Source organism: Paenibacillus sp. M-152 (assembly GCF_003856555.1).
Classification (GTDB): domain Bacteria; phylum Bacillota; class Bacilli; order Paenibacillales; family Paenibacillaceae; genus Paenibacillus; species Paenibacillus polymyxa_C.
This window is the reverse complement of sequence record NZ_CP034141.1, coordinates 5,542,337-5,568,458: the sequence shown is the minus strand read 5'-3', so window position 1 is coordinate 5,568,458 and position 26,122 is coordinate 5,542,337. Positions and strand designations below refer to the sequence as shown.

The following is a 26,122-nucleotide window of genomic DNA, read 5'->3' as shown; positions in this document are numbered from 1 at the left end:
CAGCTTCACGCAGACTGTGCCTTGTTAGACAAATAAAAAAGGGGGTTCCTATACTGTGAATCACACAGGTATAGAGAACCCTCTTTTTATAGCATTGTTATTTAGATACTTTGCTGTTGCTTGTCAGTGGCTGCAAGGGTACGGTCGTCTCTGCTTCCGGGTCGTCTGTTGTATAGTAGAACATATAAATAGAAGCTTCCTTTCCCTTGAAGTTCTTGTAGACATCCACTGCCTTATTATTGCCATCTCCGGCGAAGTTGGCCGTGATCGGCTTGCCAATAATCCTTTCTTTCCCCAGGCCAATATGCGTCTGGTTAATCCCCCCAAAGTGAGTGTCCTCACTTTCGGTTTCTACGAACAAGTCCGATCCCTGTTTGTAGTAGGTCCACTTCACAGGATAGCCACCGATTTGCGTCGTTAGCGTCTGTTTTTGCTCAGAAATATCAGCTAAACGCTGTGGCGTTTTGTCATCCGAATGGGTCGTAACCTTGTATTTGCCTGTAAAAGTAATGGGAGTGTCCTTGGTAATCACAAGATTGGCCGGTCTTTCAAAACGGATCGTGTTCAGATCGTGTTCCTGATCAGGTAAAGACCAACGGCTACCCTCTAACGTTGTACCGTTCACAGAAAGAAAATATTTTTGATAAGGTAACATGGCGAATTTCTCCTTGCTTCTGATCTTGACACGGATTTGTGTCGGTGTGACAATCATTTGTTCCAGCATAAAATTCGGATTGCCGTTCTCTAATGGGGTATTCAGCACGCTTTTTATTGTACCGCTCTCCATTTTCTTCTTGCTTAACTGCAGGTCAAAATTTAGGGGCTCATGTATACTTTTCTCGGTTTGTGCATATTGCAGTTTAAAAGTAGTTTGCCCTTCTGGTATATCCTCTTTAGTAAAATACTGCTGGGCTGTGTATTCTCCGTTCTCACCGGGTGTACCAAATGTCCCTCCAGATTGAGGATTCACAGGCTTCCCATCTTTGTAGGCAATAATTTGCGGATTGTCCCATTCCTTTGGTATGGACGAATCGAAGGTAATTGCTGAGGACAGCATCAGCTTGTCCTTACCTTGTTCAAATACTTGTACCTTCATATTTTGTAAGCCGTTACGATCCAGTTTGAAAGTCTGCGTCTGAGGTGATTTGATATCGAGCGGCAAATCCAGTTCCTGAACGCTGGTGAGCTCTATATGATCTACGGCCAGCCGCGCGTTCTCTGTTTCTTGCTGCGGTGTCCAATCACTTTCAAAGTAACCGTTATAGCGTTGATTTTTCTCGTCCCATTGCTGAAAGCTATACTCCCCTTCGCTGCTTTTCCCCGCAGCATTTTTAAGTGATACGCCTTTGACATTCCAAAACTCGTTGTCTGCCCGTTTTCCGACCTCCAAGCTGTACAGAATCACGGTCCGGTTCTCATCGACAATAGCGGTATGCAACGTCAGCTTTATCCCGTCTCTGGTGACAGACTGTTCTAAAGGCTGTCCAAGGTTTTGAGCTAAAGCCGTCTCAATTCCACTTCTTCCGTGCAGCAGATTGTCCCAGTTATAATGGATGGCGGCATAGACGGGAACGGCAACGAGAAGTGCGCTCAGGGAAGCAGCGATAGCTATTTTGCGCCAATTTCTATGTCGGTGCGGAGTGAATGAATCGAAAGTGTCGGTTAGCGTAGGGGCAGTATGCCCTGTCTGTTCCATCCGGTTCCACATCTCATCGAAGTCAGGATAGGCCATTTTCGAATCATCATTTAACTTGTGCTTCAATGCCTTTTCTACGTTGTTCATAGTTCTCTCCTTCCAGCTCGGGAATCTGTGCGCCAGCCTCCCGCAGTATTTGTTCCATTAACTTTAGCCCTTTGTGTGTCCTGGATTTGACGGTTCCCAGCGGAATTTCCAGCAGTTTGGATATTTCTGCCAGCGTGAAATCATGCATATAGCGAAGTGTCAGCACAGCGCGGATTTTGGCCGGTAGGCGATTCATATAAACAGCCCATTCCTCAGCCGACTCGCGTTCCTCCACCTGCCTGTCCACAGGCTTGTTTTCTGTTCCAGTAAAAAGATGGGGATTGGCCGATACTTTCAGATGCAGGCTTTTTCGGCGTTTAAGATGGTTCAGACAATGATTGACCGTAACTTTCATAATCCAGGCTTTTAGTTGCTCGATGTGCTCACGATTGCTGCGAAACAAGGTTATAAACACTTCCTGTGTTAAATCCTCTGCATCCGAGGCGTTATGGACCATGTAGTAGCAGGTTCGGTACACATCCCGTTGATACAGATCAAACAACTCTCGATTACTTTGCAATGATGGCTCTCCTTTCTCGTGCAGTTTATCTATACAACAATTGGAGTTCACAAAAGGTTCATTTGGTTATGAAAATAAATCGTCCGCTTCGAATGTGTCCACTTTTTCTCCAATGTACCACACAAAAAAAGAAGCCTGTAAATCTCAAAACTGCAGATTTACAGGCTTCTTATATGTTTCATTGCTACGACCCTACGGGATGAACACACCTTCGCGCAAAAACCCGTCAACGGATAGCTTGTGGACAACCTTCCGCTTAATCAGCCAGCCGTACAATCGTTCTACCCTGTGAGCGGGCTGCTAGGATGTCTTCGAGCGCGCTTGGCAGGTCAGCCAAGCCAATTTCGCGCTCAACGAGCTGTTCTAGCTGTTCCGGCTTCCAATCACTGCCGATGTGCTTCCAGATCGCTACGCGGGTGTCATAGGGGCAGAAGACAGAGTCTATGCCCAGTAGATTTACGCCGCGCAAAATAAACGGCAGCACCGTCGTAGGCAGCTTGGTGCCTGCCGTCAGGCCGCTCACGGCAACAGAGCCGTTGTAGGCGATCTGGCTGAGCAGCGAAGCGAGCGGCTTTCCGCCTACAGGGTCTACAGCCGCTTGCCAAAGCTGCTTGGCTAGCGGTCGAATGCTCTCGGCACCGTCGTAAACCTCCTCACGCGAAATAACATCGGCTGCTCCGAGCGCCTTGAGGTAATCATGGGATTCGACTTTGCCACTGCTGGCTACGACATGGTAGCCCCTCTTGTGCAGCAAGGAAATGGCTGCACCGCCTACGCCACCCGTCGCACCGGTGACGAGCACCTTACCCTTCTCCGGCGCAACGTCGTTTTGCTCCAGCCGATATAACGACAGGGCTGCGGTGAATCCGGCTGTCCCAAAAATCATCGCCTCTCTCAGCGTGAGTCCGTCGGGAAGTGGAACCACCCAGTCCGCAGGCACGCGCGCATATTGGCTGAATCCTCCGAATTGAGACACACCCAGCCCGTACCCGGTAACGAGTACCGCTTGTCCTTCGCTAAAACGGCTATCCTCGGAAGAAACGACGGTTCCCGAACAATCTATGCCGGGTACGAACGGATAGGATTTGACAATATTGCCATCCTTGCGGGCGGCAAGCCCGTCTTTATAATTGATGCTGGAATAAGCGACACGAATCAATACTTCTCCAGCAGGTAAACTGTCAGTTTCCAAAGAACGTACTTCTGCTTGAACCTCTCCGTCCTGCGTCTGATCGACGACAAGGGCTTGAAATGATTGAGTCATCTGTAAAAGCCTCCTTTATTACCGTTTAAGTCTATGAATGACCTATATAATCCATTTCTAAATTACAAATTATGCTTGGGAAGCATACAACAATCTGCACGTCCTGTCAGCGGCAATGCTCACAAGCTCTTAATCTATTATACCCTTTAGCTCATCAAGACATCGAGCGGACCGGATTATGGCTATATTCTTGCAACAGCTTGTTTCAATAAAGTTCGATAATCAAATATAAAGAAGGTGATAAATGAATTCTTACGTATTTTTCAAATCATTTTACGTAAACGGGATGTATTTTCAGAATGACTGTGCTAACATACCCTTTGATCATTAAATATTCTATGAAGAAAGGTGAATGAATGACAACCAGAGCACTAAAAAATGGTTCGGTATTGTCCGAAGCCAAGGAACTGAATTTGTTCCGTTTGACATGGCCTATTTTCCTTGAATTGTTCCTGTTTATGCTAATGGGAAGCGTCGATACATTCATGCTCAGTTCTGTATCTGATAATGCAGTGTCGGGTGTGGGCGCGTCCAATCAAATTATTTCAATCGCTATCCTTGTACTGGAGGTTATCGGCAACGGCGCTGCTATCGTCGTAGCTCAATATATCGGTTCTAAGAAACTTGTCGAAGCGGCTCAGGTGACGGGTACGGCCATTACTCTGAATTTAATGGTAGGTCTTTTGCTAAGCGTGATTTTTCTTGTGTTTGGTACTCATATGTTGCAATGGCTGAATGTCCAGGGGGATATTCTGACTTACGCGGAATCCTATATGAGTATCGTCGGGGGGGCCATTTTCCTTCAGGCATTGATTAACTCGCTGGCGGCGACCATTCGTACGCACGGTTTTACCAAAGAAACGATGTATGTATCGGTTTTTATGAACGTGATCCACGTGGTCGGCAACTATGTTTTGATTTTGGGGCATTGGGGAATGCCTGCACTCGGTGTAGAAGGTGCTGCTATTTCTACAGTAGGTAGCCGCTTTATTTGTCTCTTGATCTTCTTCTGGCTGATGTACCGGGTAACTGAGGTCCGTGTCGAGTGGAAATATTACGTCCATTTATCCAGAAAATTTATCACAAAAATATTGCGTATTGGTGTACCATCCGCGCTGGAGTCCATCATGTATCAGTCTTGTCAGCTCATATTTACACTGTATGTGACTTATCTGGGCGCTGAAGCGATGGCGACACGTCAATATGCCAATAATATTTCGAGCTATATTTATTTGTTCAGTATGGCAGTTGGTATGGGAACGGCTATTGTAGTGGGGAGGCTCGTGGGAGCCAGGGAGAAGGATACGGCTTATAAACGTGTATTGAGCAGTGTGAAATGGGCGCTGCTCGTGACTGTGATCATTGATGCGATAGTTATCTTTTTCCGTGTACCCCTGCTCGGTTTGTTTACGGAAAACCCTGAGATTATTCGTTTGGGTGCACAGGTTATTTTACTTAGCATTCTGCTGGAAACTGGCCGGACGACGAATATCGTCATTATTAACTCGTTGCGTGCTGCTGGAGATGCCAAGTTCCCAGTCTTTATGGGCCTGATCTCCATGGTCTGCATGAGCTTGCCGCTGGGTTATCTGCTGGTATTCAAGCTGGATATGGGACTCGCTGGTGTGTGGCTGGCGATTGCTGCTGATGAATGGACTCGTGCTGTCATCATGTATGCCCGCTGGAGAAGCCGGTTATGGGAAAAGCATTCGCTGGTCGAGCACGATACACCGGATCAACCTGCAACGCCTGTTCCGGCACACTAATCCAAGTAGTTATTCGGGTTAACTGGAACCTAGCTTTTTGATAGAGTTGTATACGTGGAGGTAGTTCAAGAGAACATCTTGAACTACCTCTTTTTCCTGCATAGAGAGGAAATAGCAGAGGACCAAAAACTGTATATGTAAAACGGAGTAGGCGGAGTGGCAGCACAGGTAAGTTTTAAGCTCAGAATATATCATAATGGCATTCATAAATAGAAGTATGGTAAATTTACTAAAAGAAAGATATACTTTTGTTGCACTAACGCAGTACATGAAAGACAAGGAGTGTACCGATGAAGAAGCCGACGATTGAAGATGTTGCCCAGAAGGCGGGAGTGTCTAAAAGCACGGTCTCGCAATTTCTGAACAAACGATATAAATATATGAGCGACCAAACCAAGGACCGGATCGCCGAGGTTATTCAGGAGCTGAACTATCAGCCTAACGGGCTGGCCCGCAGCTTGAAGCAAAACCGGACGTTTATGGTGGGAGTCATTGTGGCCAACATTGATTATACGCTGTCGATTCAGTCTATCCGTGCGATTGAGGAGGAATTGCAGCGCTTTGGCATTCAGGTGATCATTTGCAACGCCGATGAAAACCCTGACAAGGAAAGTCAGTATATTGAGATGCTCAAGGCCCGCCAAGTGGACGGCTTAATCATCTTCCCGACAGGAAAGCATGCGGACATTTACAACCAGCTCATTCGGGAAAAATATCCATTGGTGTTTTTGGACCGCCTGGTGGACGGTGTCAATACACGCAGCCTGCTGCTGGATAACGAAATGGCGATTAAGCTGGCGATTCAGGAACTTGTGGCTCACAAGCATGAACGAATTGCGTTGATTACCTTGCCCCTTGGCTTGAATCGGATTACTCCACGAGTGGAGCGGCTCAGCGGATATAAGAAGGCGCTGGAGGAGCATGGCTTGCCATTTCGTGAAGAGTATATGCACAGTGTGCCGAGAGAAGAAATCCAGCAGACACTGAAGGAACTGTTCCAACTGCCGGAGCCGCCGACTGCACTATTGGCCGGGAATGATATCGTGTTGGCTGAGGTGTTGAAGTATGTGAATGCCCGCCGCATCCGTATTCCGGCAGAGCTGTCCGTTATTGGGATTGACGATGCGGAGTTTGCCCATATTTACAATCCGCCCATTACGACCATTACACAACCGATTGCGGATATGGGGAAGCAGGCGGCAAAAACGCTGCTGTCCAGCATTGAGGAAGGCGGCGAGTCGGTTCCGATTATTTACCGATTTGTGCCGGATATCCATCGAGGAGAATCCGTCAAAACGCTGTAAACGAGTATATGTCATATATATAAAAATAGCCCGTATTCCTTTGTACGACCTAAGTATGCGTATGCTGCTCAGGTCGTACAAATGCGAATACGGGCTATTGGAAGTTAAGGCTGACTTAGGATTCGGCCTTGTTGAGCTTGCGCTCATAGCGGTGAAGGTTATGCGGGGAATAAACCCAAACTAATTGGTGCTGGCGCTGAGCAAAAAAGATTCCAATTCGGCTCGCGTCGGATAGCCGTCCATGTCTCCGGCTGACATGACAGCCAGCGCACCAAGCGCATTACCGCGCTTGACTGCTTCAGCCAGGGGTAATCCTTCCAGCAGTGCGCTGATAACACCTGCGGCAAAGCCGTCACCTGCGCCGACGGTATCCACGACATGATCTACGCGGAAACGCTTGACATATCCCTCTGCATCTGCGGATTTGTAATAGGCGCCTTCGGTTCCCAACTTGATGATCACCAGCGAGGTGCCGCGATCGAGGTAGAACGAAGCGATGTCTTCAGGCGAAGTATAGCCTGTTAATATTTTACCTTCATGAATGCCTGGCAGCAGCCAGTCGCAACCCTCGGATGCTTCGTTAATCGCCTCCACCATGGTTTGTGTGTCAGGCCATAACTTGGGTCTGAGGTTGGGATCGAAGGATACGGTTTTGCCTGCCTTTTTCATAAACTGCTTTGCATGTCGGGCGAAGTCGCGGCATTCAGGGGAAAGTGCGACAGAAATACCTGTAAAGTGCAGGTGGCGAGCCCCGGCAAAGTAAGCTTCGTTAAAATCAGCAATGCTCAGTGTGGAAGCGGCGGAATGCCTGCGAAAATATTCGACCTCAGGGTCGCCGCTGGTAACTTTGGATTTAATCAGCATCCCGGTAGAGTGGTCTTTGGTAAACATGACATTTTGGGTGTCAATCTTCTCCTGACGCAGTGCATCGGCAATGAACTTGCCGAACGTATCCTCGCCGAGTTTGGTCACGAGTCCGGCTCGTAGTCCCAAACGCGACAAACCGGCCGAAACATTCGTCTCCGCCCCGGCTAGCGCTTTGGTGAATGAACGCACCTCATCCAGAGAGCCTGCTTCATTGGCGTAAAACATGGCCATGGGTTCTCCGAAGGTAACAGCATCCAATGTTGCGGTCATTTGAATTCCTCCTTATGTTTAGTAAACTTAATCTGTAAGCGTATGCACCACTTGAATAAAATGAAATTATCACATAAATCGGTTTTTCACAATGAGTAAGTTGATATATTTGCTAAAAACTTTTTGGTTAAAATAGATAAAAAAATATGTTCTTGTTTATCAAAAGGTAAAAAGTATGTAAAAATTCGCGAATATAAGGATTTTTCTAGGATTGATGAAGTTTTGGGTTGACACCCTCTTAGATAATTATTACAATTCTAGCTAAGAAGTAGAGTTAGAAACCGCTTTTATAACAATTCCGTTGATAAAAAAGTTTATCTAAACAGGAGGAATGTTTTTATGGAAATGCGTTATTCAACTCATCCCGAACATGCCAAGCATTTTACGACTGAAGAGTTGCGTCAGCACTATCTGATCCAGGAGCTTTTTGTACCTGAGGAAGTAAAGCTGGTCTATACGCATGAAGATCGTGTCATTATCGGGGGCATTCACCCCGTGAATAAATCTGTTGCACTGGAAGGTAACGATCAAATCAAAGCGGAAACTTTCCTGGAGCGCCGTGAACTGGGTGTTTTTAATGTCGGCGGCAGTGGTACGGTCAAGGTGGATGGTGAAACTTACGAGCTGGCCACAAAAGACTGTCTTTACGTAGGTAAAGGTGCCAAGGAGTTGATCTTTGAAAGCGATTCCAGTGGGAAACCTGCGAAGTTCTATATCGTTTCAGCCTTGGCTCATACCACGTATCCGACGACGAAGCAGTCCTTTGCCGATGTGCCGTCTGAAAGTTTGGGTTCGCAGGAAACAGCCAATAACCGCACGTTACGTCGCTTTATCCATGATGAAGGCATTCAAAGTTGCCAACTGGTTATGGGTATGACCACATTAGAGAACGGCAGTGTGTGGAACTCTATGCCAACACATGTTCATGACCGTCGCATGGAAGTGTATTTCTACTTTGAGCTGGATGAGAACGCCAGAATGTTCCACCTGATGGGTGAGCCGAACGAAACGCGCCATCTGGTCATGAAAAATGATGAAGCCGTTATTTCCCCACCTTGGTCTATCCACTGCGGTGCGGCTACGGGTAGCTATACCTTCATTTGGGGCATGGCCGGTGAAAATAAAACATACAAGGACATGGATCAGGTAGCCATGAGCGAGCTGCGTTAATCCGGTCATTGCATTGGAGCGTAGACCTGCAAGCGGCTGAGGAACCATGGTCATCCCATTCGTGGAAAGGATCAGGAACATGACGAAAAAGAAAGTTTTGGAACATATCACTTCGGTTGGTGTTGTCGCAGTCATTCGGGGAAACACAGCGGAGGAAGCGTATCAAATGTCCAAAGCCTGTATTGAAGGCGGCTTGGATAATATTGAGCTTACGTTTACCACACCGGATGCGGATCAGGTCATTCGAAGATTGAGAGACGAATTTAAGGACCGGGCCGTTATAGGTGCAGGAACTGTACTGGAGTCACTGACGGCGAGAATTGCTATTCTGGCCGGAGCAGAATTTGTTGTGAGTCCTTCTTTTGAAGAAGAAACAGCGAAGCTATGCAATTTGTACGCGATTCCTTATATGCCTGGCTGTATGACGCTGAATGAGATCAAGGAAGCCATGAAATTGGGCAGTGATGTCGTGAAGTTGTTCCCGGGCAATACGATGGGGGCGGACTTTGTTAAGGCCGTGAGAGGACCAATGCCTCACGTGCAGATTATGCCAACGGGTGGCGTTGATCTGGATAATATGGAAACCTGGCTGCGTAACGGATGTGTGGCTGTGGGAATTGGAGGCAATTTGACGGCTCCAGCCAAGGAAGGTCGCTACGACTTGATCACAGAAAATGCAGCGCGTTATGTAGCTAAATATAAAGAAGTACGTGCAGCGTTGTAGGCTTCAGGAAATATAGGTTTTTATACTAATTTGTGATGGAGGCGTAGGCATGGGTCTGGACAATTTTTCGTTGGATTTTTTCAGTCTAAAAGGTAAAACGGCGATTGTAACAGGGGGCAACAGTGGATTAGGTCAAGGATATTCCGTGGCTTTAGCCAAAGCAGGCGCAAACCTGTTCATTGTAGCTAACAATGATGATTATGAAGAAACAAGACTTCTGCTGGAGCCAACGGGTGTAAAGTTTGCCTTTTACCAGGCTGACCTGACTGAAAAAGCATCCATTAAAAAACTTGTAGAAGAGTGCGTCAAGGAATTTGGCAAAATTGATATCCTTGTTAATAATGCGGGTACGATCCGCCGCGCTCCTTTGCTGGAGTATAAAGATGAAGATTGGGACGCTGTTATGGAAATCAATCTGAATGCTGTATACCATTTGAGCCAGGAAGTGGCGAAGATAATGGTAGAGCAAAAAAGCGGAAAGATTATTAATGTCGCTTCTATGCTTGCTTTCCAAGGCGGCAAGTTCGTTCCGCCATATACAGCAAGTAAGCACGCAGTGGCTGGCTTGACCAAGGCATTTGCAAACGAGCTGGCGGTTCATAACGTTCAGATTAATGCGATTGCCCCTGGTTATATTGCTACGGCGAACACAGCTCCAATTCGTGCGGATGAAAATCGCAATCAAGAAATATTGTCGCGTATTCCTGCTGGTCGTTGGGGTGATCCGTCTGATCTGATGGGAGTTGTTGTTTTCCTCGCCAGTCAGGGTTCGGACTACATGAACGGTCATATCTTGGCGGTGGATGGCGGCTGGCTGGTACGTTAAGCAGCGCTACTCACATCGAAGTGATGAACTGAAAGCTGCCTCAAAAGGAAATCATCCTTTCAGGCAGCTTTTATTTGTTTGATGAAGCGATAAGCTGAACTTGAGATTGAGGACGCTGTGTCGATCTGTCCTATGCATATGACACGAATGCCTTTATAATTTAATGAGATAAAAATTGCCTAGGCTCCAGCCGTTACACTTGGTTGGAGCCTTTGAGCATAATACAGAATGGATTGGAGAATGGAGAGATGAGTTCACAGCAACACCAACGAGCTTTGGTATACAAATCTTTGTGGCATGCAGGGCCTTGGGTGCTTGCCGCAGGGATCATCCTGGTGGGTGCCAATCTGCGCGCCTCGATTACTTCGGTAGGACCTCTTATCGGTTTGATTAAGGATTCTTTGCATATTTCGAATACACTAAGTGGTCTGTTAACGACATTACCGCTGCTTGCTTTTGCACTGTTGTCGCCTTTTGTAGCCAAACTGTCGCGCCGCTTCGGGTCTTCCCTTATTATTTTTGCAGCCTTGCTGCTGTTGACCACAGGTATTGTGGTGCGCTCGACGCTAGGAGTGACTGCATTATTTGTCGGGACTGCGATGCTGGGACTGGCTATTGCTGTATGCAATGTTTTGCTGCCCAGCCTAATCAAAGAGGAGTTCCCCCGCAACAGCGGACTGATGACCGGCGTATATTCCGTATCCATGAATGTGGTCGCTGCAACAGCATCCGGTCTGAGTATACCGCTGGCTCTGAATGGAGGAATGGGCTGGCGCGGTGCTTTAGGGATTTGGGCGATTATTGGCGTCGTAGGTATTTTACTCTGGGTGCCCCAGCTTCTTAAGGTGCGCCGAACGGCTAATCAAGCAGCGGTGTCTGCCCGAACAGTGAATGTGTATAAATCGTCTTTGGCTTGGAAGGTGACGCTGTTTATGGGGCTGCAATCTGCCCTGTTCTATGTTCCTGCTGCCTGGTTTCCCGAAATGATGAGCGGACAGGGAATGAATTCAGAGACTGCGGGATGGATGCTGTCTGTGCTGCAATTTTCACAAATGCCATTTACTTTTATTGTTCCTATTTGGGCAGCGCGAGTGAAGGATCAGCGGCTATTGGTTCTGATTATGGCAGTGCTGTATTTTATCGGTCTGGGTGGATTTCTGCTCGGGGCTACACAGTGGAGTGTGGTTTGGGTTATTTGTATTGGAATAGCAGGTGGTTTTGCTTTCCCGCTAGTCATGATGTTCTTTAATTTGCGGACCCGGACACCGCAGCAGGCCGCAGAGCTGTCAGGTATGGCGCAATCCTTTGGTTATTTGCTGGCAGCGACAGGACCGACACTATTCGGTTATTTGCATGATGCGACACAAGGCTGGACAATTCCGCTGCTTTTACTCTTGTGCCTGAGTGTGCTGCTCATGTTTACAGGCCTGGGTGCAGCCAAGAAACGATATGTCGGAGGCGAGGTGGATGATCAGGCTGCAATTTGATGCAGATGGCTATAGCGTGGTCTATAATGCAGATCGTGTTATGTTGTTGGCTAAAGAGTTTGCGTTGTTGCGCTTTCTATACGATAACCGGAATCAGGTGTTCACCCGGGAACAACTGCTGGATCGTGTGTGGCCGCTGGAATATCCAGTGGAGCGTACCGTGGATGATCATATCTACAGATTGCGCAAAAAACTTAAGGCATGGACTGAACTTCGTATTCATACGGTTAGAGGGTATGGCTACAGCTTGACCCTGACTGACGTGCAGCAACAGAACCATCCGTCCTTGCACGATCAGGAGGTGCAAGACGCCGTACATGGACTATTCCGCAAATACCAGCTGTTGGGACAGGGAAATTCCATCGTAGCACTGGCTGCCCAGCAGGAGCAGATGGGTTTTCAAATGTCCTCCTTTTATCAAATGTATACCCGTTTTGTACAGGCAGATGTGGCTTGGTTCTTGAAGCAGGAGGATTTTGCACCCGCGGACCGTTTGTATTGGATGCTGCTGCTATATACGGGCACAGCAGGGGTAACGGATGAGGGGCTTGCTCTATGTGAGCGTGCGCTTGTCAGTGGATTGCTGTCCAGTGACCAAGAGCGCGAATTACGCATCCTCAATATCCTGGAGGCTTATGTGGAAAATGGACAACCTGAACGTGCACAGGAAGGTCTACCACTGACCTTAATGGTAATGGAGCGGGATGATCTCGATAAATTTGTGATGCCGGTTGCGCTCATGGAGATGTACATGCATCTGGTTGCCAATCACATGGAAAAGGCTGCTGAACTTTCTGATCGTCTGGAAGGCATGCTGTCGAAAGCTCCGTATTTGCGTGAACTGGGTCGTTATCGCATGATGCGCGGACTTATGCTGCTGCGTACTGGAGATGTGGACAACGCCGAGCGGCTCATGGATGAGGGGCTAGTTACCCTTGATATGGCGAAACAGGAACTGCTAAAAATCAAGGCGGTTTGCCAAATTCGCGGTTTTTTGAAGCTCTGTGGCTCTTATCCCATGTTGGAAGAGAAATACGCGGCTCAATATAATCGGCTTGATCGGGACAATAATTTAACATTGCATCGTCCGGCGCTAAGACGCTGGCTGGAGCAGATCCTTTCTGGGGCCTGACTTTTTTTAGCTGTCTGATTTTCCTCTGATATAGGCCCGCTAGAATGTTCTTATTGCTAAAGAAGCAGAAAATGAGAGCAGGGTGAGTAGAAATGAAGGAAAATAAAGAATTGCAATCCACGCTCAGCATTTGGCGTAACGGTCGTTTTCGGCGAATGTTTGCGGCCCATACGGCTGCTTCCTTTGGCGATTGGTTTGATGCTATCGCCATTCAGGTGCTTGTTGCTTACCGCTGGGAAGCCGATCCCATGCTGATTGCGCTGATTCCGGTAGTCATGGCACTACCGGGTCTACTACTCGGTTCCATTGCAGGCACGTTAGCCGATCGGGTGCATAAGGCCCGACTGATGATCATCTGCGATGCAGCTATCGCCTTATTGACGCTGGCGATTCTCGCCGTCCCAGGTCCGGCGTGGCTGTTGCCTTTGCTTGGTTTGCGCGCGGCGGCTGGCGTATTCCAAATGCCTTCACAGCAAGGCTTGACCCGTACAGTAGTCGCCAGTGGCGACCTGTTCCGTGCAACCTCACTGAATGGGCTGGTCAATCAGGCCTCCAAAGTGGCGGGACCCTTGCTGGGCGCCATGACCCTGACTGTGCTGTCTCCGCAAGCATGCATTATCCTGAATGCACTGCTGCGCCTCTGCTCTGGCCTGCTGCTCTGGCCGCTGCGTGGCATCGGCCCGACGCTGGCTACCACAGACCAGCAAGCGGTTGCTGGTGCTGACGCGCAGCTAAGGAAGTCGGCATCGCTTACAGCGGATGAGGCAGATGATGCCAAGATGCAGGGAGGGCCTGCTCACGCATCCCGTTTTTTCAGCCAGTGGCGGGAGGGCTGGGCGTTCCTCTGGCGCAGTCGAATGCTTTTGCATACGCTCATATTCGGCCTGTTCGGTTTGATCGCCATTCTTATGATCGACTACCAGTTCCCTACATTGCTGCGAGTGCTCGCTCCGGGCAACGAATCGCTGCTCGGTTGGCTGGTTTCAGCTATAGGTGCTGGCGCCGTCGGCTGCATGCTTGTGCTTAATCGCTTGAATCGTATAAGCGCAGGCTGGGGGCTCGGTGGAGGGTATGTGCTGGTTGGCGGAGCTATTGCCGCTTTGGGCTGGGCGCAACCCGGGACAGGACTCCCTGTTCTGCTTACGATCGGGGCCATGCTAGGTGTGGGGAACGGCCTGTACATTATCACCCAGAATTACATATTACAAGCCAAAACCCCTGCTGATATGGTGGGGCGCGTCTTTGGTATCCAAAGTACCGTGATTGGAGCGATCATGGTCATTTCGCCGCTTGCTGGGGGAGTATTGATCCGAATAGCAGGGGCGGGGACGGCTTTTGTCTGGATCGGAATGACTGTAGGAATCCTAGGTTTGGCAGGACTACTGCTTCAATCCGTAATTTGGCGCGAGTCTCTCGCTAATCCTACCCCTTCTACTGAACAAAATGTTGATCTAGCGTAATCGTTTGCTTCCATTCTAGCAATTTATATTTTTAGCATAGGAGAGATCATGTTGATTCAAAATTCTTCATCTACAACGCCAGTGGCACGACTACTTGAAGGCTCGCGGGTGTACTTGCGTCCCATTAACGTGGAGGACACCGAGCTATACTATAATACATTGTTCCATCGGGAAGTGCGGAGACTGACGGGCACACAGCGAAGCTTTACCAAAGAGCAAATTGCCCGTTACATTGAAGGTAAAGGGCAGGATTCCTCAAGCTTGCTGCTTCTCATTGCACTTCAGGAGGATGATCGTGTCATCGGCGATATTGCATTACAGGATATGGATAGCCTGAATCGCAGCGCCAACATCCGTATTGCGATCAATGAGCAGGGGGATCAAGGCAAAGGCTACGGCACCGAAGCGCTTGTGTTAATGCTGGACTATGGGTTCGGCATTTGTAACCTGCATCGGATTGAGCTGAATGTATTTGATTTTAATGAAAAGGCCATCCGCTGCTATGAAAAAGTAGGCTTTAAGCGTGAAGGTGTGCAGCGGGATGCTTTATTTTACAATCACCAATACCACGATTCGATTTTGATGAGTATGCTGCAGCATGAATATCGCAACAGATATGTGTAACAAGCAGAAAATTGATTCAATACGTTTACACGGGTTTGCAGAAGAGATATAATTAAAAGATAAAGTTACTTGTTTGCGCAAGGATAACCGACAACATCAAATGAATATATGAATTACCGGAGGAGCCTGTCACCAAGGCTCCTTTATGTCTTTTTAGGGGAACCTGTGCTGTATTCGGGTTTCCCTTTTTATTTTGCGAGTTGTTGGTCTCTTTAAGGTCAGACACATATTTTGGACGATTGTTCTGCATTTTATGATTATCCGTTTTCTTTAATGTTGTAGATGATGCGCAAATGAGGTCAAGGATTAAATAAAAGGAGGTTATTAACCTATGCAATTTATATTGTATCTTCTGTTGATTCTGTTGTTTACAAAAGTAGCCGGTCATCTATCGGTTAAGCTCGGTCAACCAGCGGTATTGGGGAAGCTGATCGCTGGTATCGTACTGGGCCCGGCAGTTTTGGGATGGGTGCAAAATGATTCTCTGATTCATGATATGTCTGAAATCGGCGTGTTGCTGTTGATGTTCATTGCCGGGCTGGAGACGGATCTGGATCAGCTTCGGCGCAACTGGAAGCCTGCGGTAGCAGTGGCGGTCGGGGGGATTATTTTGCCGTTGCTCTGTGGTTTTGCAGTCGGTGAAGCCTTTGGATTTTCAGTACATGAAGGATGGTTTTTGGGGATTGTCTTGAGCGCTACTTCCGTAAGCATTACAGTGCAGGTGCTCAAGGATATGAACAAGCTGAATACTCGAGAAGGCTCGACCATTTTAGGTGCAGCCGTACTGGATGATGTGCTTGTCGTAGTGCTGCTTGCGGTAGTGATGAGTATATTCGGCATGGGTGGGCAAACCTCGCTGGGACTTCTTGTTGGCAAGAAGCTGATCTTCTTCGTGGGGGCTATTCTGGGTGGCTGGTTCGTTGTTCCATGGATTATGAAAATACTTGCCCCCCTCAAAGTGACAGAAGCTGTGATTACTGCTGCTATGGTTATTTGCTTCGGTTTTGCATATTTTGCAGATTTGATGGGTATGGCGGGTATTATCGGAGCTTTTGCTGCCGGGATTGCCATTTCGCAAACAAGTTTTAAGCATGTCGTAGAAGAAAAGGTAGAGCCCATCGCTTATTCCATCTTTGTTCCTGTATTTTTTGTCAGCATTGGCTTAAATGTATCTTTTGAGGGAGTGGGGCAGCAGCTTGGGTTTGTTGTTGTTTTGACATTGATAGCGCTGGTGACGAAGTTAGTCGGAGGAGGCATCGGCGCGCGGCTGACAGGTTTTAATACCCGTTCCTCGCTTGCGATTGGTTCTGGCATGATATCTCGCGGCGAAGTTGCACTTATTATCGCAGCCACCGGGTTGCAAACGGGTCTGCTGGCACAGCAGTATTTTACCTCAGTTATCATTGCCGTTATTTTGACGACGTTGGCTGCACCTCCAATTCTTAAGCTATGTTTTAGTGATCGCAAGACTGTAAGCCAGATTGAGAAGTAAGAGGTTGGACAGACTAGACATACAATAAGACCCTTCTGGTTCATTTTCCAAGCAGGATGGAAAGTGTAACCGAAGGGTCTTTTTATGTTGGAATGTTCGGTTCAGCTGCAGAATTAGGACTCGGATACGACAGTGAAGCGTTGATTCAGATGTTGTGGTTTTTCAATTTCGTCTACTACGGCAACAGCATAATCTTCATAGCTGACATAGCTTGCACCTTTGGAATTAACCAGCAGGGTGTCTTTGCCCACTTGGTAAGAGCCTGTACGTTTGCCGAGAGCAAATTCTGCAGAAGGACTAATGAAAGTCCAGTTTAGGTCACTGGTACCGCGTAGAATTTCCAGGTTTTTCCCTTGGTTATGAGCTGTTGGATATACAAAATCAGGGAAGTCAGGAGTATCCTTTACCAAGAGTGTCTGGGATTCATCCGTAAACAAGCTGCCTGCACCACCTACAACAATCAGGCGAGTACCGGATACATTGCGGAGAGCCTCAATCAATACATTACCTGCATCTACATGCAGATGCTCTTGTCCAAACGGAGCGGCAAAAGCATTAACAACGACGTCAAAACCCTTCAGATCATCTGTTTTCAGGTCAAAAACGTCTTTTTGTACTACAGCAGCACGATTGTCCGTGACTTTAGCCGGGTCACGCACGATGGCGGTTACTTCATGCCCTCTGTCTAATGCTTCTTTTACGATATTACTTCCTGCTTTACCGCCTGCACCAATAACTGCAATTTTCATAATAGAATAGCCTCCTAAAAATGATTTGGATGATTTAATTGCTTGATTCATGCGTTGCATGATGTTCATATTTGAACTTTAATATGTAACTATTATAGTTACAATACAAATTAAAAGTCAAGCTCTTCTGTTGGGCAAGATAGAGTCCTCCGATTGGAAAGAGAGGAACTCGTTTAAATATAAGATGATACTGAATAAGTAAATGTAAACCATATTGAATACATGTAGACCGCAGATCAGAAAGGAAGAGTGAAACGATATGAGTAAAAAAGTACAGCTGGAGCCCGCAGCGCAAAAATTTGCAGACGATAATGCCAAGCCTCCGTTTCTGTATGATTTGGGTCCTGAAAAAGGACGTGAAACGGTCAATGAAGTTCAATCCGGTCCAGCAGATAAACCTGCCGCAGACCTGGAGGACCTGTCGATTCCAGGTGGCCCTGGCGGTGAGGTGAAGGTCAAAATTGTTCGTCCACAACAGGTGACAGGCGATCTCCCGGTCATTGTATATATCCACGGGGCAGGCTGGGTATTCGGTAATGCTCATACGCATGACCGTCTGATTCGTGAACTGGCGGTAGGCTCACAGGCAGCCGTTGTATTCCCGGAATACAGCTTGTCGCCTGAAGCCAAATATCCGACGGCGATTGAGGAAATTTACGCGGTCGTTCAATGGGTGGCACAGCATGGGCGCGAGCATGGGCTGAAGCCCGATACGCTGACGATCGCCGGAGATAGTGTCGGTGGTAACATGACTGCAGCTGTAACTCTGCTGGCCAAAGAACGCAGTGGTCCTACCATTCGGCAGCAGTTGCTGTTCTATCCAGTGACGGACGCTTCTTTTGATACGGAGTCGTACCATGAGTTCGCCACAGGATATTTCCTGAGCCGCGAAGGGATGCAATGGTTCTGGGATCAATATACGACAGATCCTAACGAACGGGCGCAGATCACGGCGTCTCCGTTACGTGCTACCACTGACCAGCTCAAAGGGCTACCGCGTGCGCTGGTTATTACAGGCGAGGCCGATGTGTTGCGTGATGAAGGGGAGGCCTATGCGAACAAGTTGCGTGAAGCTGGGGTAGATGTAACCGCTGCGCGCTTTCAGGGCATCATACACGACTTCGTGATGCTGAACCCATTGTCGGAAACCGCGGCCAAGCGCGGTGCAATAATGCTGGCTACCTCGTGGCTGCGCCAAGGGTTTGAGGGCTAGTTTTATGACGAGTGAAGGAATACACATTTAGTATGTAAGGAAGCACCTCCCAGCTCATGGCTGGGAGGCTTCTTTTGATTCTGTTTATATCATTCTATTTGCGTTTACCATATAGTGGTTTTCTAGTCTTGCCTAGTTTACCTACTCTTCCAGGTGATTTTATAAAGCTGAACTTCCCTAATTTAAAATTGGTTTTTCTTTTTTTCGCTACTAGAGTACGTCTTGACTTAGATGCACCTTGGGTACTATCTACAAGGTTTAGTGTGTAGTTTTCGAAATTGCCAACATTGATCTCATCGAACCCCACATTTCTACAGCCCTGGCCTTGGCAACCTGCTATCCAGCATCTTGTGAAAGCCTCTCTAGGAACATCTGTGTAGAAATCACCACCCCACCAATTACCGAAACTGTCATGTCCGTAGACATAAAACGTTTGGTTTGCGGCTGACCCAGCTACAAGAAATGCGCGTCTACCGGGTTCTATACGGTACCAGCCTCTCTTAGCATAGGTGATAGGACTACAACCAGAATCATAGTATCCAACAGCAACTGAAATAGGGTTAGACGTACTATTACGAACATAAAAACCCATTCAATTCACTCCATTCTTTGAAAGATTAATATCAATCTATGCGAATTTTCTGAAAAAGTAATAGACATATGGATGATCAAAAAGTACAAAAAAAACGCAATATCTCAATGTTTTTGTGGTAGGGAAGTAAAAGAGGTGGGAGTAGTCGAGCGCACAATTGGCATATGGGGAGTTCGCGGTTTATAAATAAAGGAACATATGGAGTATGAAGGGGGATTCTTATGAGACCGCTTCACGTTCGTCGAACAGAGTGATAATATAAAATTTGAACGAGTTTGACCGACTTCGGCCTAAGGGGGATATCCATGCCATTTCAGGGACAACGCATTTTACCTGCAGCTAAGCACATGAAGCAGTTGGAGGATATTTTGGACAGCTCTTATGAGTATGCTGTTTTTCTGGATACGCATGTAGCGCAGTTGCGCAACCTATATCAGATGGCACGGAGCCGCAATAAGCAGATGCTTCTGCATGCCGACCTGGTGCAAGGTTTGAAGAATGACGAGTATGCCGCTGAGTATTTGTGTCAGGAAATTAAGCCATTTGGGATTATCTCGACCCGTTCCGGGGTGATTGCAACTGCTAAAAAAAAGGGGATTCTTGCTGTACAGCGAGTGTTCCTGCTGGATACGATTGCGCTGGAAAAAAGCTACGCACTGGTGGAAAAAACGCGCCCCGATTATATTGAGGTGCTGCCCGGTGTTGTGCCGCCGATGATTGCGGAGGTCAGTGAACGTACGGGTATTCCTATTTTGGCCGGCGGACTTATTCGTACCCCTGAGGATGTGGAAGCGGCGTTGGCAGCGGGAGCTGCAGCGGTTACGACCTCCAATAAACAACTGTTTGAGCACTATAAGCGATAGCTTTTTTTGAATCAAGTGGGCAACCTACATAATAAGCAAGGAGATTGGAAAATGACGGAGCAGTACATTCTTGCCTTGGATCAGGGCACAACCAGTTCGCGGGCCATCTTATTTAACCGGCAGGGAAAAGTAGTGTACAAGGCACAACGGGAGTTCCCGCAGTATTTTCCCCAGCCGGGATGGGTGGAGCACAACGCGAATGAAATATGGAGCTCTATTTTGGCCGTCATCGCCTCCTGTCTGTCGGAATCAGGTGTGAAAGCCAGCCAAATTGCTGGAATTGGTATTACCAATCAACGGGAAACTGTGGTGGTGTGGGATAAACATACAGGCCTGCCTGTATATCATGCGCTGGTATGGCAGTCACGGCAAACAGCCGGGATTTGCGAGGACTTGAAAAGCCGTGGGCTTGATCAAACATTCCATAGCAAAACAGGCCTACTCATTGATCCCTACTTTTCGGGTACCAAAGTCAAATGGATACTCGACAACGTTGAAGGAGCGCGAGCCCAGGCGGAGCGTGGAGAGCTGTTGTTTGGTACAATCGATACCTGGCTGATCTGGAGACTGTCCGGCGGTAAAGCGCATGTAACAGACTACTCCAACGCTGCTCGTACGCTAATGTACAACATTTATGAGCTGAAGTGGGATGAGGAACTGCTGGATATTCTCGGTGTTCCTGCGTCTATGCTGCCGGAGGTGAGATCGTCCTCCGAAATATATGCGAATACAGTGGATTATCATTTTTTTGGACAGGAAATTCCTATTGCCGGAGCGGCGGGCGATCAGCAGGCAGCTCTGTTCGGTCAGGGATGCTTTGACAGAGGCATGATTAAAAATACATACGGTACGGGATGCTTTATGCTGATGAATACCGGAGATGAACCCTGTGAATCGAAGCATGGACTGATTACGACCATTGCATGGGGGTTGAACGGTCAGGTGAAGTATGCGTTAGAGGGCAGCATTTTTGTAGCCGGGTCTCTATTCAGTGGCTGCGTGACGGATTGCGCATGTTCCGCGAGGCCAAAGATAGTGAAGCGTATGCAGCGCGGGTGACCTCGACGGAGGGGGTATATTTTGTCCCGGCTTTTGTAGGGCTTGGCAGCCCGTATTGGGATAGCGACGTGCGCGGCGCGACCTTTGGCTTGACACGGGGAACGTCCAAGGAGCATTTTATCCGAGCGGTACTGGAATCGCTGGCCTACCAGACCAAAGATGTTCTAACCGCCATGGCGAGCGATTCGGGTGTACCTGTGCATTCATTGCGTGTAGATGGGGGCGCAGTGATGAACGAGTTCCTGATGCAGTTCCAGAGCGATATTCTGGATCTGCCTGTGGAACGACCTGCTGTGAACGAGACAACGGCGCTAGGGGCAGCGTATTTGGCAGGGCTGGCAGTTGGATTTTGGGACAGTCTGGATGAAGTCCGGGGGTATGCTCAAAGTGATCGAACCTTTACTCCAACCATGAGTGAAGATGTGCGGGCTGAACGATATGGTGGCTGGAAAAAGGCGGTCCATGCCGCAATGTCGTTCAAGTAAAGGTGACTTTACGAGAGTAGGCAGTCATCTGACAACAGGCAGATTACCCTTTTCATCGTGTACTGTGTATGCTACGATATAGATAAGTTAATACTCGTCAGGAGACTTGGAGAGACCATGAACCGCTCGGCATCCGCCGCAGCGATGTTCGTGGTCTTTTTTTGTACCTTTGATGATTCGGTGTCAGATTGATAGCAGACATGTACAAAGTTGGAGGGATAGATGATGGGAGAACAGAGATTTGCTGCGCAGGAGAGAACGGCCGTTTTGGAGCGTATGGGGCGTGAGCATTTTGATATTTTAATTATTGGCGGCGGCATTACAGGGGCGGGAATTGCACTGGACGCAGCGGATCGTGGTTTGAAAACGGCTCTGGTGGAAATGCAGGATTTTGCAGCAGGTACATCCAGTCGTTCTACCAAGCTAGTGCATGGTGGTCTTCGTTATTTGAAGCAATTTGAGGTTAAAATGGTAGCCGAGGTCGGGAAGGAACGAGCCATCGTATTCGAAAATGGTCCTCATGTGACCATTCCGGAGCGTATGCTGCTTCCTTTTCACCAGGGTGGCACATTTAATGCTTTCACCACTTCTATCGGGCTACTGGTGTATGATTTCCTCGCTGGCGTGAAGCGTAGTGAGCGCCGCTGCATGCTGGACATCCAGACTACGCTGGAGCGCGAGCCTTTGCTGAAGAGAGAAGGACTGAGGGGAAGCGGTAGTTATGTGGAGTACCGCACAGACGATGCTCGCCTAACGATTGAGGTGATGAAGGAAGCTGTTACACGAGGGGCGCTGGCCGTGAACTATGCCAAGGCTGACAAGCTGCTGTATGACAGCGGACGAATAAGCGGCGCCAGTGTAACCGATCGGGTAACGGGAAAGCCATACGAAATCAGGGCTTCGCTGGTCATTAACGCAGCCGGACCATGGGTAGATACGTTGCGGGAAATGGATCGCTCCAAAGAGGGTAAGGTGCTTCGCCTGACGAAGGGTATCCACTTGGTATTCGATGCTGGGCGCTTCCCGCTTCAACAGGCAGTGTACTTCGATACACCGGATGGACGCATGGTATTCGCGATCCCGCGTGACGGCAAAACCTATGCAGGTACGACCGATACGGTGTATGAGGGGGATACGGCGCATCCCCGGATGACCGCCGAAGACCGGGCGTATGTGCTTCAAGCGATCAACGGGATGTTCCCGGATGTGAAGCTGACGGTTACAGACGTGGAATCCAGTTGGGCAGGGGTACGGCCGCTCATTTATGAAGACGGTAAAAGCCCTTCAGAAATCTCACGTAAGGACGAAATCTGGGAATCCCGTTCAGGTCTGATCACGATCGCAGGCGGCAAGCTGACAGGTTACCGGAAAATGTCCGAACTCGTCGTGGATCGTGCGGTACGTGAATTAGGCCGCTTGCATGGGCAGAGCTTTCGGGCATGCCGCACAAGGCATATCCCCATTTCGGGCGGCAGTGTAGGCGGCTCGGCGGGTTGGGACGCTTTCGTGAGCAAGCAAGCCATAGCGGGCGCTGCGCTCGGTCTGCCGCCGGAGACCGCCAGAGCATGGGCTGTTCGCTATGGTTCAAATGTGGAGCGACTGTTTGCTATAGCGACACAGAGCATGAAGAACTCCACCGAGACGGAAGCGGCGCTACCTGTGGAATTGCGTGTTCCGCTTCTGTACGCGATGGAACAGGAAATGACGGTGACACCGTCTGATTTTTTCATACGTCGCACTGGAGCATTGTTCTTCCAAATTGACGAGGTGAAGCGCTGGAAACAGGCTGTCATTGCATGGATGTCCGAATACGCAGGCTGGAGCGCCGAGCAAGAACTCCAATATACGACTGAGCTGGATGCTTACCTGTATGAAGCTGTGACACCTGTAGAGATAGAAGCCGAACCCGGCGCCATTAAAGTCATCTGATATAGCTTAAGGATGCGTATCCTTGACCGCTCCGCTTCTCTACAATTGTTTCGTTCGCATCACTGCTTTCAGCGAAAAAGGGGCCTACAAAACAAAAGCAGCGATCCTCTATTCATAAGAGAATCGCTGCTTCTTTGTATACAGATGGCTTACAGCATCAAGTGGAACAGGAAGGGCGCAGCCGCCAAGGTAAAGAGAGCGGCGAGCACCATCGAGATGCTGGAAATCGTGCCTGTCAGCGAACTGAATTCGAATGCTTTGGAAGTACCCGTACCATGAGCACCGGTACCGAGCAATACCCCGCGTGAAACTTCATTTTCGATACGGAACAGTTTGACGATCATCGGGCCGATAATAAGACCGCTCAATCCGGTCAGAATAACGAATACCGCCGTGACTGTCGGGTTACCGCCAATCGTTTGCGATACATTCATCGCAATAGGTGTCGTAATCGAGCGAGGAATCAGGCTGCTCAGCAGCGAGGAGTCCAGGTGCATCCACTTGGCGAGCGCCATGGAGGACAGCACGGCTACGACAGATCCAGATAACACGCTAAGCACGATTTGGGCCGCGTGTTTTTTTAACACAGGGAAATATCGGTACAAAGGGACAGCAAATGCAATCGTAGCTGGCTGTAGCAGCATGGATAGAAAATGAGCGCCTGAATTATAAGAACGGTAGTTCACACCCGTCAACGTCAAAATCAAAATGATAACCACAGGTGTAATGAGCAATGGGGACAAATACACCTTGGGCAATGTGCGGTACATGCGTTTGGCCATCCAGTAAATAGCAAGTGTCAATACAATACATAGAAGACCGGTCATGATGATTTATGCTCCTTTCGTTTACCAAGCAGACTGGCGATCATACCTGTGCAGGCCATCACCAGAAAGGTGCCGAGCAGCACGACCAGCATAATGCTCATGCCATCGTGTTCCAGCATCGGCCAATAATTCATAACGCCAACAGCGGAGGGAATAAAGAATAATAGCAACTCGGCCAGCAACCAGTTTGCGCCAACCTCGATCCAGCTTAGTCGGACCACACGGGTTTGCAGCAAAATAAAGAGAATTAGCATACCGACGATACTACCGGGTATAGGCAGGTGGAGCCAGGAGACCACCGCGTTCAGGATGAGCGAAAAGGCCATCAGGACGGCGATCTGAAGGACACCGCGTATGAAGCTTTTCATATATAAAGTCTCCTATCTTTGAGATCCGTTATTTTCAAACTGTAATGAAATTTTACATCACAAGCTTTCATGAGTAAAATGCATATAAAGAATGAATTCTATTCCGTTTGTCTATGGGAGGAGGTATAGCTTTGGATATCCGACATTTGCAATATTTTCTGGAAGTCGCGCGGTTACGCAGCTTTACGAAGGCAGCACAGAGCATGTTTATTACTCAGCCGACGATTAGTAAGACGATTAAAAGCCTGGAAGAAGAACTGGGAGTTACTTTGTTCGATCGGATTGGCAAAAGAATCGAACTCACGGATGCGGGCAAGGTCATTGAGCTTCAAGCACAAGCGATTGTGAAGTCCTTTCAGAGCCTGTCCTCGGAGCTGAGTGATTTGATGAACCTGAAAAAAGGACATATCCGCATTGGTCTGCCTCCTATGGTCGGATCGAGCTTTTTTCCGCGTGTCATTGGAGAGTTCCACAAGGCCTTTCCCGATGTGACCATTCAATTGTTCGAGGATGGAGCGAAGAAAGTGGAGCAGGACGTAGAAGCTGGGGCACTGGATATCGGGGTGATTGTGCTGCCTCCGGTTGGAGATATGTTCGAGACATTTCTATTTGTGGAAGAAAAGCTGAATTTGCTCGTTCATCCGACGCATGCATTGGCCGACTGCAAGGAGGTGCCACTATCTGCGTTAGCAGAGGAGGCGTTTGTGCTGTTCCGTGAGGATTTTACGCTACACGACCGTATCATTGCCGAATGTGTTCGTGCTGGCTTTCAGCCGCGTGTAGTCTATGAAAGCTCTCAATGGGATTTGATCAGCGAAATGGTTGCTGCCAACCTGGGAGTAGCGTTATTGCCGGAGGCGATATGCCGGGATTTGGATTCCGAACGCTTGCGTGTTCTTCCATTGGTAGACCCTGTCATTCCTTGGCATTTGGGGATGATCTGGCGGAACGATCGTTATCTGTCCTTTGCTGCCAGAGAGTGGATATCTTTCACACAGCGATTGTTGCGGACAGAATATGGCGGAAGTCGTCGGTGAGAAGGACGGATGTGGCTTACATCATAAAAAAGCTGCCCTGAGGGGCAGCGAAGTAGCTTGCTTCTATGAGTGTGTTTGGTTTATTGCGCGCTTGGTGTGAAGGTACTTGTCCATAATACGGTCAAGCCTGGAGGATTTGTCCAATACACGTTCATCTCTTAATCCGTGTAAGTCAGCCATGCGATTCAGTTCACGGCGTTCTTTTTCCATGAGTTTTTCCAATTGTTCGAGGTTCACAAAGCCCACCCCCCATGTCGATTGTAAGGCATGTCTCCACTAGCGGCAGCAGTTTTTTTGATAACGATGTTATT

General features: G+C 48.4%; 23 protein-coding genes and 1 pseudogene. 15 read left to right on the top strand and 9 right to left on the bottom strand.

From position 1 onward, the window contains the following. Positions 1-97: 97 nt before the first annotated feature. The 3 genes from EGM68_RS24435 to EGM68_RS24425 all read right to left on the bottom strand — a co-directional run bounded on the left by EGM68_RS24435 (position 98) and on the right by EGM68_RS24425 (position 3,567). Positions 98-1,783 (bottom strand): DUF4179 domain-containing protein, encoded by a 1,686-nt coding sequence (locus EGM68_RS24435; RefSeq protein ID WP_129550191.1) that lies wholly within the window; start codon positions 1,781-1,783, stop codon positions 98-100. Next, on the bottom strand, positions 1,743-2,303 hold the full coding sequence (locus tag EGM68_RS24430) for an RNA polymerase sigma factor (protein WP_064961580.1): 561 nt from the start codon (positions 2,301-2,303) through the stop codon (positions 1,743-1,745). Before EGM68_RS24430 ends, EGM68_RS24435 begins: the two co-directional genes overlap by 41 nt. A 256-nt stretch (positions 2,304-2,559) precedes the next feature. Then, positions 2,560-3,567 carry an acrylyl-CoA reductase family protein gene (locus EGM68_RS24425; protein WP_129550190.1) on the bottom strand — a complete coding sequence of 336 codons (1,008 nt, stop codon included), beginning with the start codon at positions 3,565-3,567 and terminating at the stop codon, positions 2,560-2,562. A 356-nt stretch (positions 3,568-3,923) separates the two neighbouring features. Between EGM68_RS24425 and EGM68_RS24420 the strand changes: the two genes are divergently transcribed. After that, a complete protein-coding gene (locus tag EGM68_RS24420; RefSeq protein WP_025676737.1) occupies positions 3,924-5,333 on the top strand; it encodes an MATE family efflux transporter in 1,410 nt (469 codons plus the stop codon). 290 nt (positions 5,334-5,623) lie between these two features. Continuing rightward, on the top strand, positions 5,624-6,637 hold the full coding sequence (locus tag EGM68_RS24415; RefSeq protein WP_040102620.1) for a LacI family DNA-binding transcriptional regulator: 1,014 nt from the start codon (positions 5,624-5,626) through the stop codon (positions 6,635-6,637). Positions 6,638-6,817: 180 nt separating this feature from the next. On the opposite strand, the gene EGM68_RS24410 is transcribed toward EGM68_RS24415, so the two are convergent. Continuing rightward, positions 6,818-7,774 (bottom strand): sugar kinase, encoded by a 957-nt coding sequence (locus EGM68_RS24410; protein WP_013373616.1) that lies wholly within the window; start codon positions 7,772-7,774, stop codon positions 6,818-6,820. 339 nt (positions 7,775-8,113) lie between these two features. Here EGM68_RS24410 and kduI point away from each other — a divergent pair, with 339 nt between their 5' ends. The 8 genes from kduI to EGM68_RS24370 all read left to right on the top strand — a co-directional run bounded on the left by kduI (position 8,114) and on the right by EGM68_RS24370 (position 16,689). Then, positions 8,114-8,944 (top strand): 5-dehydro-4-deoxy-D-glucuronate isomerase, encoded by an 831-nt coding sequence (gene kduI, locus EGM68_RS24405; protein WP_129550189.1) that lies wholly within the window; start codon positions 8,114-8,116, stop codon positions 8,942-8,944. 79 nt (positions 8,945-9,023) lie between these two features. Beyond that, positions 9,024-9,668, top strand: a complete 645-nt coding sequence (locus tag EGM68_RS24400; RefSeq protein ID WP_013373614.1) for a bifunctional 2-keto-4-hydroxyglutarate aldolase/2-keto-3-deoxy-6-phosphogluconate aldolase — start codon at positions 9,024-9,026, stop codon at positions 9,666-9,668. A 49-nt stretch (positions 9,669-9,717) separates the two neighbouring features. Further along, positions 9,718-10,494, top strand: a complete 777-nt coding sequence (gene kduD / locus EGM68_RS24395; protein ID WP_040102621.1) for a 2-dehydro-3-deoxy-D-gluconate 5-dehydrogenase KduD — start codon at positions 9,718-9,720, stop codon at positions 10,492-10,494. A 248-nt stretch (positions 10,495-10,742) separates the two neighbouring features. Further along, positions 10,743-11,981, top strand: a complete 1,239-nt coding sequence (locus EGM68_RS24390) for a CynX/NimT family MFS transporter (protein ID WP_129550188.1) — start codon at positions 10,743-10,745, stop codon at positions 11,979-11,981. After that, positions 11,962-13,113: a winged helix-turn-helix domain-containing protein gene (locus tag EGM68_RS24385; RefSeq protein ID WP_129550187.1), complete on the top strand. Its 1,152-nt coding sequence runs from the start codon at positions 11,962-11,964 to the stop codon at positions 13,111-13,113. Before EGM68_RS24390 ends, EGM68_RS24385 begins: the two co-directional genes overlap by 20 nt. Before the next feature lie 92 nt (positions 13,114-13,205). Further along, complete coding sequence (locus tag EGM68_RS24380; RefSeq protein WP_129550186.1) at positions 13,206-14,573, top strand: MFS transporter; 1,368 nt, start codon at positions 13,206-13,208, stop codon at positions 14,571-14,573. A 48-nt stretch (positions 14,574-14,621) separates the two neighbouring features. Beyond that, positions 14,622-15,197, top strand: coding sequence for a GNAT family N-acetyltransferase (locus EGM68_RS24375; RefSeq protein WP_129550185.1), 576 nt, complete (start codon positions 14,622-14,624; stop codon positions 15,195-15,197). Positions 15,198-15,528: 331 nt separating this feature from the next. Further along, entirely contained in the window at positions 15,529-16,689 is a 1,161-nt protein-coding gene (locus tag EGM68_RS24370; protein WP_013373606.1) for a cation:proton antiporter, read from the top strand. A 113-nt stretch (positions 16,690-16,802) separates the two neighbouring features. Here the strand turns inward: EGM68_RS24370 and EGM68_RS24365 are convergent, their stop codons facing one another. Next, entirely contained in the window at positions 16,803-17,438 is a 636-nt protein-coding gene (locus EGM68_RS24365; protein WP_040102626.1) for an NAD(P)-dependent oxidoreductase, read from the bottom strand. 259 nt (positions 17,439-17,697) lie between these two features. On the opposite strand from EGM68_RS24365, the gene EGM68_RS24360 reads away from it, so the two are divergent. Beyond that, on the top strand, positions 17,698-18,651 hold the full coding sequence (locus tag EGM68_RS24360; protein WP_013373604.1) for an alpha/beta hydrolase: 954 nt from the start codon (positions 17,698-17,700) through the stop codon (positions 18,649-18,651). A gap of 94 nt (positions 18,652-18,745) precedes the next feature. Here EGM68_RS24360 and EGM68_RS24355 read toward each other — a convergent pair whose 3' ends face one another. Continuing rightward, complete coding sequence (locus tag EGM68_RS24355; RefSeq protein WP_129550184.1) at positions 18,746-19,243, bottom strand: DUF1036 domain-containing protein; 498 nt, start codon at positions 19,241-19,243, stop codon at positions 18,746-18,748. Positions 19,244-19,548: 305 nt separating this feature from the next. On the opposite strand from EGM68_RS24355, the gene EGM68_RS24350 reads away from it, so the two are divergent. The 3 genes and pseudogenes from EGM68_RS24350 to EGM68_RS24340 all read left to right on the top strand — a co-directional run bounded on the left by EGM68_RS24350 (position 19,549) and on the right by EGM68_RS24340 (position 23,579). Beyond that, the gene (locus tag EGM68_RS24350) at positions 19,549-20,106 is read left to right on the top strand and encodes a glycerol-3-phosphate responsive antiterminator (protein ID WP_019688909.1); all 558 of its coding nucleotides are present in this window, start codon (positions 19,549-19,551) and stop codon (positions 20,104-20,106) included. 51 nt (positions 20,107-20,157) lie between these two features. Continuing rightward, positions 20,158-21,650: pseudogene (gene glpK / locus EGM68_RS24345) on the top strand (glycerol kinase GlpK). Between the two features lie 225 nt (positions 21,651-21,875). Then, complete coding sequence (locus EGM68_RS24340) at positions 21,876-23,579, top strand: glycerol-3-phosphate dehydrogenase/oxidase (protein ID WP_129550366.1); 1,704 nt, start codon at positions 21,876-21,878, stop codon at positions 23,577-23,579. A gap of 149 nt (positions 23,580-23,728) precedes the next feature. Here the strand turns inward: EGM68_RS24340 and EGM68_RS24335 are convergent, their stop codons facing one another. Then, a complete protein-coding gene (locus EGM68_RS24335; RefSeq protein ID WP_013373600.1) occupies positions 23,729-24,406 on the bottom strand; it encodes a CidB/LrgB family autolysis modulator in 678 nt (225 codons plus the stop codon). Beyond that, the gene (locus tag EGM68_RS24330) at positions 24,403-24,774 is read right to left on the bottom strand and encodes a CidA/LrgA family protein (protein ID WP_013373599.1); all 372 of its coding nucleotides are present in this window, start codon (positions 24,772-24,774) and stop codon (positions 24,403-24,405) included. Before EGM68_RS24330 ends, EGM68_RS24335 begins: the two co-directional genes overlap by 4 nt. A gap of 131 nt (positions 24,775-24,905) precedes the next feature. Between EGM68_RS24330 and cidR the strand changes: the two genes are divergently transcribed. After that, positions 24,906-25,811 carry a cidABC operon transcriptional activator CidR gene (cidR, locus tag EGM68_RS24325; protein WP_025676757.1) on the top strand — a complete coding sequence of 302 codons (906 nt, stop codon included), beginning with the start codon at positions 24,906-24,908 and terminating at the stop codon, positions 25,809-25,811. 63 nt (positions 25,812-25,874) lie between these two features. Here cidR and EGM68_RS24320 read toward each other — a convergent pair whose 3' ends face one another. Further along, positions 25,875-26,048: an aspartyl-phosphate phosphatase Spo0E family protein gene (locus EGM68_RS24320; RefSeq protein WP_013373596.1), complete on the bottom strand. Its 174-nt coding sequence runs from the start codon at positions 26,046-26,048 to the stop codon at positions 25,875-25,877. Positions 26,049-26,122: the final 74 nt, after the last annotated feature.